Below are 9,969 nucleotides of genomic sequence, written 5' to 3'. Positions count from 1 at the left end.
ATAACTGATAACTGATAACTGGTTAACATAAACTGTACGAAGCTTCGCAAAAATCTTTCGGGGAATCCTATACGATAGATGTTTCTCACTTAATGCACGTTTTTGGACTTTAGTCAACAAGAATGGAGAAGTCAGTTAAAAATTTATCATAAAGATTTTTGAGCAAAAAGATAAAAGCTTTATGAAGTTAGAAATAAATTGACATTTTCGGTAGAAAAAGGTGCAAATAATATTTAAGGTGCATACTTTCAAAAAACAACTTCAGCTTTTAAAGCTTCATCAGAGTAAGAGCAAAGAGTGTTAAAAGTTCTTTGACAGTATCAAGCAGGAAAATTCAAAAACTTGCTTGCCCAGAGTAAATCGACTGAATAACGGGTGTCTACCAAAAGCTAAGCAACTCATGCTTCTTGATCGCTGGAATACTAATGCAACCTACAGGTGCTTACAGTTGCGTAAGTTAAGTATCTACAGCAAACCCGTCATCACAAGAATTTACTATGTATAGCCAAATGCTTCGGGCTTTCACTCTAGATAGCCCAATATTGACTGAGTCTCAACTAGTAAGAGTCCCTTTGCTGATTCAAGGCATGACACCAAAAGCCAAGGTGATTGTCTTGAACAGTACAGAGAATAAAAATGCACAAATTGCCAAAGTGTTCATTCCACATATTTATATCTCTGGTGTCCCGATCTCCCACCAACAACCTGAAACTCAGGAATCAGGGACAGTGCAACTCAATAAACAAATCTGAAACAAAAACAACTCTGCCTCTTAAACCAGTGAACAGTGAACAGTGAACAGTGAACAGTGAACAGCTACCTACGCAGTGAAGGAGTCAGGAGTCAGTAGGGGCGCAAGGCCGCAGCGCCCGTACAGAAGTCGCAATTCTTTATTTCTTCGTTCTGAATACTGAATTGCAGAATTGCTGAATTCTTCTTCAAACTGATAACTGCGGCTGGTACTTGATAACTGATAACTGATAACTGTTAACAAGAGTAGGCAAGAGCATCAACATTAGAGGCAAGTACCAGACTCTATGGTAGCTCTGTTTGTGCTAAGGGTGACTAGATCCGCCCTTGAGCAACGCTCTTGCTTGAGTTAACTAGAGTTGAGAGTGCAACTATCGGTGATGACATAATCAGCACGAGTCTGTATGAAGTGCACTTCATATGATCATGCCTATCAGGTCATGGTCAGAAAGTTATTGCCTATTCAGCCGCAACGTACTGATAGGTGCTGATCGTAGATCTAGACCACTTGGTTGGTCATTGTTCATGAGTTATTTGGTCAAAACAAACAACAAACGAGGATTGATAGAACATGAGTACTATTAACGTAACGTCTAATGCTGACAATGGTGCTGGTTCCCTCAGAGAGGCGATCGCTCAAGCCCAATCAGGTGATACGATTCAATTTGACTCTAGCCTTGCCAATCAAACCATTACCCTCAGCTCAGGTCAACTCACAGTTGACAAAAACCTGACCGTTGATGGTGCAGGTGCTACTGGTCTAACGATTAGTGGCAATAATGCTAGCCGAATTTTCGATGTCGCAACACCTGGCTCAAGTTTTAGCTTGCGAAATTTGACTCTTGCCAATGGAAAATCCAGTGGTGAAGGTGAAAATGGTGCCGGAGGTGCAATTCGGACAGTTACGAGTGATAAACTCACCACTCTCAACGTTGAGAATAGCAAATTTAAAAATAACGCCTCTTCAGAAGGAGGTGCGATTTGGGGAGGCTTTAACACCGCTAACACCATCACTAACAGTCTGTTTGAGGGTAACGATGGTACTGCTGGTAAAAGCGAACGCGGTGGCGGAGCGATCGCAGTCAATGCTAACAGTACTCTGACGGTCAAAGGTAGTGAGTTCGATAATAACAAGGGAACCAATGGCGGTGCGATCAACACTGTATTGAGCACACTCACAGTAGAAGACTCTACTTTCCGCAATAATGACTCAACTGCTGGAGGTCCGATAGGTCCCAATACCATAGGTTATGGTGGAGCCATTTATACTGATGGAGCGAATGCTTCTGGACCAAATTTCGATTATGGTCCTATAGGGGGCACAATTACCATTCGCAACAGCCAGTTTGAGGGTAACAAAGGTGCTGGACAAGGGGGAGGACTGTTTTTGTATGCTTATCCCCCAGACAAGATCATCGTTGACAATTCCACAATCACTCAAAATGAGGTCGTTCCGGATAGTCAAGGTGATTCACTCGGCGGTGGTTTGCGAATTGGTAATGGTGAGTTTACTATCAACAACACCACCTTCACAGATAATCGGGCACTGGAGCAAGGTGGTGGTTTGTGGGTAGGAGAACAATCGCCAGGTACCATCACCAAGAGTACGTTCTCTGGTAATCGAGCCGAGAGTGCTGACGGCAAAAATGGGATGGGTGGAGCGATCGCTTTAGCTAATGGCTCTAATCCCGTCACTATCGATGGTACGACTGTTGCTAACAACTACGCTGGGTGGCAAGGTGGAGGCATTTCTGGAGGAGGTTCGTCCACTACTGTTAAAAATTCAATTTTTGCAGATAACGTTGCCTACAATGGCGGTAACGGTTGGAACATCAAGAACCAAGCGACTGAGCAACTCAGGGATGGTGGGGGAAATACCCAATGGCCAGCTAAAAACTCGAATGATCCTACTGATATCAATGTAACAGCATCTATTAATATTGCACAGCCTGATTTGAGTCATTTGCAAAACAGTACTCAAAGCGTAGGAAATTCTTTGAATGATAACGGCTCCAATCTGGCTACAGCAAGCAACCTTACCCCAGTATCTGTTAGTGAGAATGGCTTAAATAACGGTACTTCTGTAGACCCCATAAACAATACTTCTAGCAACAGTGCCAATGATAGCCTCACCCCTGTCGCTGTTAATGGAAATAGCTCTAGCAATGGTTCGGATGGTAGTCTTACTCAAGTGCCCGGTAATGATCGCTCCAGCAGCAGTACCCCTATATTCACTGTCAGTGGTGATAAGCTACTGTGTGGTAATATTACTCAGGCTGATCATCTCTACAGTGGTCTTAGCCAGGACACTCTCACACAAGGCAAGGGAATTGACAACTCTGTGCTCACTCCTAGTCAAGGCTCTGAATTAAATTCTCAGTTGAACTCTGGACAAAACTATGTCGGCTTATTGGACACTCTAACTCCGAGTCATTTTTCAACCAGCCAGCCTGCTCAAGATAGCTCGAATGTGGACAACATTCAGCCTCGGTCACTGGCGAATTTGGAAAAAGTCAATACTCCAACGCTTACCAGTAATCCCCAATTTTTCTCTGGACAAAGTTACTCTACTTCAACTCTGTAAGGTTATCGCATGACAAAACATGGTGGGTTAATCGCTGACTATGAAGCCTAAAACACCGATAATGGATTCCAAGGTCCAGCAACGCATATCAGTGCAACGCCCACACCGCGTCACACATTATAAGCTTGCACGGCTTGTCCTGCTGGGAGTGATTACTTTTGTCCTCTCCGGCGTGCCCCCAATTATGGCGACTGAGAGCAAGCCGACCCCAAAAGCCGATTTCTCACCCGTTATGTTGGGTAGCAACACGACAAGCGAAACACGCGACCCCGCATATTGGCCATTTGATGCACACAGCCCTTGGAATATGCCAATCGGCTCCGAGGCGCAGTTCGAGCCGGTGAGTTCCTCCGAGTGGACGACGGAAGCGTTAAAGTATGGTCTCCAGGTCAATACAACAGACTGGTCTATTCCGATCTTTATGGCTGATGCATCTGATCCGATTCGCAGCATATATAGCACGGACTACGACAAACTTGCTTTCGAGGTGCACGTGCCAGACGCCGCTGTACCGGATTCCAACCAAGACGCTCATTTGCACATCATCGACGAAACCCACAATTCCGTCATCGAGATGCTCTGGGCAAAGAGGCGGGCTGATAGCAACCTTGAAGCACCGTACCCCAACAAAATTGACTTGAAGGGTCCTGGAGTCTTTGACACCTACCACGGCTCGTGTGCCTACGGCGGCTCGTGTACAGCTGGACTGATCCGCAAGGGGGAACTCCACAACGGGATTCGACACGCACTGCGAATCTCGCTCACAACTGCTGTCTTAAATAAAAACACCCCTAGTGGAAAGCCTTATGTATGGCCTGCAAACTGGGCTGACGACGACGGCAAGGGCAGCAGCTATACTGGGACGGGGAATGTGTACATGGGTTCGTTGTTGGCAATCCCAAGAGACGTTAACATTGAGGCTATTGTCGGACCACCGGGCACACCGATCTACGAGCTCGCTCGCGCCCTCCAAGACTACGGTGCTTATGTAGTGGATCGGGGTCACCTTAACCTGTACGGTGAACCCTCAGCAGAGGAAGAGGTCAATCAGCTTTCATGGCAAGGTCTGCAAGTACTGCCAAAGTACCTTCAGGTGGTAGCGAACAATGGTTCAGAGCGTGTTGGTGGTGGCGGGACACCTCGTCGCCCACTCGCTCCTTCGTTTGAAGTCGTTGATGGTACACAGTCCTAGCCAAATACACACTTTTGTTTTGCTTTTTTGTGCTGTTTTCTACCTGATTCCTAAATAACGTGAACAACAAGATTCCCGACTTCTTAAAGAAGTCGGGAATCTAAATATGCCCGATGTTCACAAATGAAATAGGATTGCCATATCCTTAATTTTCTTTATATAAAAACAATTTCATACCTGTCTATTAGCTAAATCCAGCGACAATCGAAATTTTGACGTATTTTCACTGGAATCTCTTGCCAGCGTCTCGTTTTTGCAGAAAAATTTTAGCACAATCCGGAATCATCTCACTTCCTTTTGTATATTTTTCTTATACTACAGAAGTGAAATGGACGCTTTTCACAGGAGGTGTTTAGTGTTAAGAAAGCGTTGGAAACCTAAAGCAGTTATGTTGACCTTAGCTGTGGTAGGAGGAGTAACGTTCTCTGTGTTAACAACTATAACAGTGCTTGCTCAAACTTCATCAGATAGGTCAACTATTTCTCAATCTTCTGCAAAGAATGCAGGACATAGACATAATCATATTCGTTCTGATAGGAATAACACATCTATTACAACACCTGATTGTGAAGTAGTAAATGGTACTCAAAACTGTAACCAGTCAGGTGTAGCTTACGTCGAAAAAGCAACCACTTCTTACACAAATAAAAAACAGCCTATAATCTGCCGAAGTCGAGCAATACGAATTGTGTTGAGATGGAAATGCCCTAAAGTTCGATAGATTTATTGTCATTGTAGAGAAATTTGACAATGCTAATTGACAGGAGGCAATGTAAAAATATCTGGATATAAAACTGAAAATAATGTTTAGTAAACACTGGAAATATAAAATAGCAATATTGACGCCTTTAGTTGTACTACAAGCTATATTCTCACCTTCCTTAGCTCAAACTCCATCAAGGCAATTACCTACTGCTCAATGCACTGATATCGAGATTCAAAAGCATATTCAGCAACTAAACAAAGCTGAACGATTAGATTTTGATGCACTGGTAGCGTGTCAGTCAAAAGCAGTTCCTGCTCTTATAAAAGCGCTGACTCTTATAAAAGCTCTGAAAAATAAGGATGAAAACACTCGTATCATAATAATTGCTGCACTGGGTGAAATTGGTTCGCAAGCCACACCAGCAGTACCTTTATTAAATGAGTTATTAGTTAAGGATGAAAGTCGCGATGTTGTGAGGATGATTGATTATGCTCTCATACAAATTGAACCATGCTTAGGGTGCCTCCTGATTAGAGATGTCAAACATAATACTTTGCGTTACGTAAATAATAACCCTCCTGTCATGTGTCGAATTCCAGCAATACGCGCCGTACTAAGATGGAAATGCCCCTAGTTCAACGGATAAACAGCAATGGCATATGAATTTCAACGTGCTAATTTACGGGGTGAAGACTTCAGAGGAAAAAACCTCGCTGGAGCAAACTTTAGCCATGCCGATATCCGAGGTGTAAACTTCAGTCATGCTGTTTTGATTGGTGCAAACTTCCGCAATGCTAAAGCTGGTTTGCCAACCTCTTGGGCTATTAGCTTGGTTGCTTTGTCACTCATTCTATCATTATTTGCAGGATTAATTGCTGCATATGCTGGTGCTTTTATAGGCAATTTGTTGAGTAGTAAAGTTTATGGACATATCTTTTTTGGAGTTTTCTCCTTAATCGCTTTAGCAATCTTTTTAATAGTTATTTTCTGGCAAGGCTTGGGAGCAACACTAGCAACACTCGCTGAGATTATAGCTGCATGTCTAATTGCGGGATTGGCATTTTTTCCCGAAAATAACCTTGGAGGGCATCTTGTTATTGGTGCAGTATTCACTACGATCGCTTTAGCTGGTGGAATGGCTAGCGTTGTCAACATGGCTATTGCTGTGGCTGTAGGGAGAATAATGGCTTTACCTATGGCAAGAGCGATCACAGGATTGATGGCTTTTGTAGGTGCTGTATTTGGTGCTCTGTTTGGAGTGAGAGCAGATTCCTCTGCTTCTGTTGAAGCTATAGTTGTTGCCTTCTTTATAGCTGGATTGGTTGCTTTGGTGGCGATCGCATCTGGTATTTATGTTGGCTGGCAAGCTATTTATGGAGACAAAAAATATCAGCTCATTCAAGCGTTAGCAATTGGCATTGTCGCCAAAAAAGGAACAAGCTTTCGCGGTGCCAATTTAACAGATGCTGACTTTACCCAAGCTACCCTCAAAAGTGTAGACTTTAGAAAAGCTATCCTCACCCGCACTTGCTGGTTTCAAACTCAAAAGCTGGAACAGACTCGTTTGGAAGGCACATATCTAGAAAATCCAAAAGTGCGACAATTGGTTGTTACGAAAGATGGTGTCGAAAAAAACTTTGACCATCTGAATTTGCGCGGTTTGAATCTTCAGGATGCTAATCTGCAAGATGCTAGCTTTATCTGTACAGATTTGAGTGAAGCGACTTTGCACAAAGCTAATTTATTTGGTGCCAAGCTTGCTCAAGCGCAATTATATCAAGCTAACTTAAATGAGGCTTGCTTAACAGGAGCTTATATTCAAAATTGGGGCGTTTCCACTGACACTAAGCTAGAAAGGGTGAAGTGCGAATACGTTTATATGCAACTACCAACAAAGGAAGACCCCGATCCTTGCCGTAAACCTGATAATCGTAACGAAAGCTTTAAAGAAGGAGACTTTGCTGATTTTATTGCTCCAATTATTAAGACGCTTGATTTGTATCAAACTCAAAATGTTGACTTGCGAGAGGTAGCCAAGAAGTTTAAAACTCTTGACTTGTTTCACTATGAAGGTATTGATCCAAGTGCTGCGGCGATCGCCCTTACACAGTTAGCTGAAAATCACCCAGATGCAGAACTAGAAGTTGTCGCCCTAGAAGGCAGAGGGCAAGAAAAAATTCGACTCCAAGCTAAAGTTGCAGGTGATGCAAATCGTTCTGAACTTTACAATGAATATTTTCAAACATATAGTCAAGTCAAATCTTTACCTTACAATGACTTACAATCGTTACTATTAGGAGTTAAAGAAAAAGATGAAAGAATTCGCAGTTTAGAACAACTACTAGAGAATGCTATACAACAGCCAAAGTTTTATGTAGAAACTTATCAAACTCAAGGAGAATTTATTATGTCACAAAGTAAAGGAAATATCAGCATCAGTGGTACACAGGGTAATATTAGCGGTGTTGCTGGCGCAGGTGAAAATTTATCAATGACAGGAGTTGCGATCGGCGCAATTAGCGGTAGTGTTACTAATACAATTAATCAGTTGCCTGACTCTAGTGAATCAGATAAACCAGGAATTAAGGAACTGCTAACAGAACTCCAAGCGGCTATTGAAGCTGATACGAATTTGAGTGACGAAGACAAAGCGGAAGCTTTAGAACAAGTGAAAGCTATTGCTGAAGCAGGTCAAAAGCCTGAAGATGGAGCGATGCAGAAGATGGTAAAAAGCGCAATAAAATTACTAAAAGGAACAGTTGCCGACTTACCTACAACAGTCCAACTTGTTGAGGTTTGTGGTAAGGTATTGCCGACAATTGCGACATTTTTTGGTTTGGCATAAGCTAAGCATTGTCAACTACCCAGTTAAAATCTCTGAAAAAGTAGGGTGGGCATTGCCCACCCGAAATTCAACCCTTCACACAAAGGACTTGCTTGAGTGTTGCTACAACTTCAACCAAATCCGCTTGATTATTCATCACCTGATCTATCGGCTTATAAGCGCTGGGAATTTCATCCAAAACGCCTGTATCTTTACGACACTCTACACCTTTTGTTTGCTCAATCAAATCATCTAGCGTGTAGGTATTTTTTGCCTTACTTCTTGATAGCAAACGTCCGGCACCGTGGGAACAACTGCAAAAACTGTTGGCAGAACCCTTACCCTTAACGATGTAAGATTTAGCCCCCATCGAACCGGGGATAATGCCATAGTCTTCTTGTGTTGCACGGACTGCACCTTTGCGAGTCACGTAGACATCCTCACCAAAATGCACTTCTTTTTCAGCGTAGTTGTGATGGCAGTTCACTTCCAATAAAGGCTTCGTCGCTTTACCACCCGTTAGATGCTTTTCGACGATGCGCTTGAAACGCCCCATCATCACCTCACGGTTGAAACGCGCATAATTCTGCGCCCACTGCAAATCATGCCAGTATGCTTTAAATTCTGGCGTACCAGCGACAAAATGAGCTAAATCGGGGTCAGGTAATTTATTACCCGCCATTTTTGCTAATTCTTTAGCTGTATTAATGTGGCACTGGGCTAGATTATTCCCAATATGGCGGGAACCGGAATGCAACATCAGCCAAACTTGGTTCTCTGTATCGAGGCAAACTTCTATGAAGTGATTCAATTTGTTACTAATTGCTTGTCAAGCTTGCTCAATCTCCACAGTCTTAGTTCAACACTATTTCGACTTCTGCTTAACACTTTCATTTACTCCACAATATCATAGATGAAAGTTGCAATCGACCAAGTCATTTCTGCTTGGTTCTATACCTTCGGTGTTCGGTATAGTTCGGAGCACACCTTCATCCTAACTAGTGAGTTAGGATGCCCAAGTCCCTCTGCTCTCTACGGGGTGTTTTACCACTTCCCTCGGTGTTAGCAATCTCAGCGTTCACCGATTTGGACGAGTTTTCATTACTGTATTACTACAGTACGGGGCAATTCTTTACCCCCTCCTAGAGAACCCATTTGTTTCATCGCTTTACCTTGCAAATTTTGAACACCTTGATGCAAGTCTTGGAAATCACGCCAGCGTTGCCAATTGGTGACACTTTTTTCAACGTCTTTATTTTCGTTGAAACCTGTAGGAATTTCTGCTTCAAGATCCAAGCGGATTTTCTTTAGCTTGCCTTCCAGTTGATCACCATTAAATGGTGTTTTAATGGCACAGACACCGCAACCAATATCCACGCCCACAGCCGCAGGAATAATTGCTTCTTTTGTTGCAATGACAGAACCAACTAAGGCACCTTTACCCAAGTGAACATCTGGCATCAATGCGAGGTGCTTATACACAAATGGCAGCGATGCCACATTCTTTGCCATCTTGGTTTCTTCTGAACCCAAAGGGTGATTCGCCCAAGATAAAATAGGCGATGGTGTTGAAAGTTTTAACTCTTCGTAAGCCATAATTCTTTAGAATTTTGAATTTAAGATTTAGGACTATAAGGGCAGTTTCATCGCAATTTTAATTTTGCACAGTATTTCATTTTATTTCCTACTTACAAATAGACATGTGTTAGTTAAATGGATAATGCCCACCACAACCAGATAACGATGGGCATTACTCCTAAGAAACACATTTTTAAATCCATATATAGCAAGGCTTTTAGAGATTTAAGGAAAATGTGTTTCTTTCATATTTCACTTGCGGTACGCCGCTAGTTGGAGGCTCAGATCTTGCACCATACTTTTCGTCCGCCAAGAAATAAATTTCTTGGCTCAAA

Annotated in this window: 5 protein-coding genes and 2 pseudogenes; 5 read left to right on the top strand and 2 right to left on the bottom strand. The window is 42.8% G+C overall.

All coding sequences use genetic code 11. The features are described 5' to 3' along the window. The first annotated feature begins 509 nt into the window (after positions 1-509). From DP116_RS23690 to DP116_RS23670, 5 genes are all read left to right on the top strand, one after another. Positions 510-752 (top strand): hypothetical protein, encoded by a 243-nt coding sequence (locus DP116_RS23690; RefSeq protein WP_169157498.1) that lies wholly within the window; start codon positions 510-512, stop codon positions 750-752. A 569-nt stretch (positions 753-1,321) separates the two neighbouring features. After that, a complete protein-coding gene (locus DP116_RS23685; RefSeq protein ID WP_169157497.1) occupies positions 1,322-3,334 on the top strand; it encodes a hemolysin in 2,013 nt (670 codons plus the stop codon). A 493-nt stretch (positions 3,335-3,827) separates the two neighbouring features. Then, a complete protein-coding gene (locus tag DP116_RS23680) occupies positions 3,828-4,526 on the top strand; it encodes a hypothetical protein (RefSeq protein ID WP_169157496.1) in 699 nt (232 codons plus the stop codon). An 803-nt stretch (positions 4,527-5,329) separates the two neighbouring features. After that, positions 5,330-5,866, top strand: a complete 537-nt coding sequence (locus DP116_RS23675) for a HEAT repeat domain-containing protein (RefSeq protein ID WP_169157495.1) — start codon at positions 5,330-5,332, stop codon at positions 5,864-5,866. Positions 5,867-5,884: 18 nt separating this feature from the next. Next, positions 5,885-8,077: a pentapeptide repeat-containing protein gene (locus DP116_RS23670; RefSeq protein ID WP_169157494.1), complete on the top strand. Its 2,193-nt coding sequence runs from the start codon at positions 5,885-5,887 to the stop codon at positions 8,075-8,077. A 67-nt stretch (positions 8,078-8,144) separates the two neighbouring features. Here DP116_RS23670 and DP116_RS23665 read toward each other — a convergent pair. Next, a pseudogene (locus DP116_RS23665) lies at positions 8,145-8,864 on the bottom strand (RtcB family protein); the annotation flags it as partial. Between the two features lie 326 nt (positions 8,865-9,190). Next, positions 9,191-9,652 (bottom strand): annotated as a pseudogene (locus DP116_RS23660) (RtcB family protein); the annotation flags it as partial. Positions 9,653-9,969: the final 317 nt, after the last annotated feature.

It is taken from the genome of Brasilonema bromeliae SPC951 (assembly GCF_012912135.1).
Lineage (GTDB): Bacteria > Cyanobacteriota > Cyanobacteriia > Cyanobacteriales > Nostocaceae > Brasilonema > Brasilonema bromeliae.
Note: the sequence above shows the minus strand (reverse complement) of the source record. Positions and strands in the feature narration are given on the sequence as shown.

Coding starts and splice junctions, on each gene's coding strand:
- DP116_RS23690 (WP_169157498.1), top strand. CDS start 510: ATGCTTCGGGCTTTCACTCTAGATAGCCCAATATTGACTGAGTCTCAA.
- DP116_RS23685 (WP_169157497.1), top strand. CDS start 1,322: ATGAGTACTATTAACGTAACGTCTAATGCTGACAATGGTGCTGGTTCC.
- DP116_RS23675 (WP_169157495.1), top strand. CDS start 5,330: ATGTTTAGTAAACACTGGAAATATAAAATAGCAATATTGACGCCTTTA.
- DP116_RS23670 (WP_169157494.1), top strand. CDS start 5,885: ATGGCATATGAATTTCAACGTGCTAATTTACGGGGTGAAGACTTCAGA.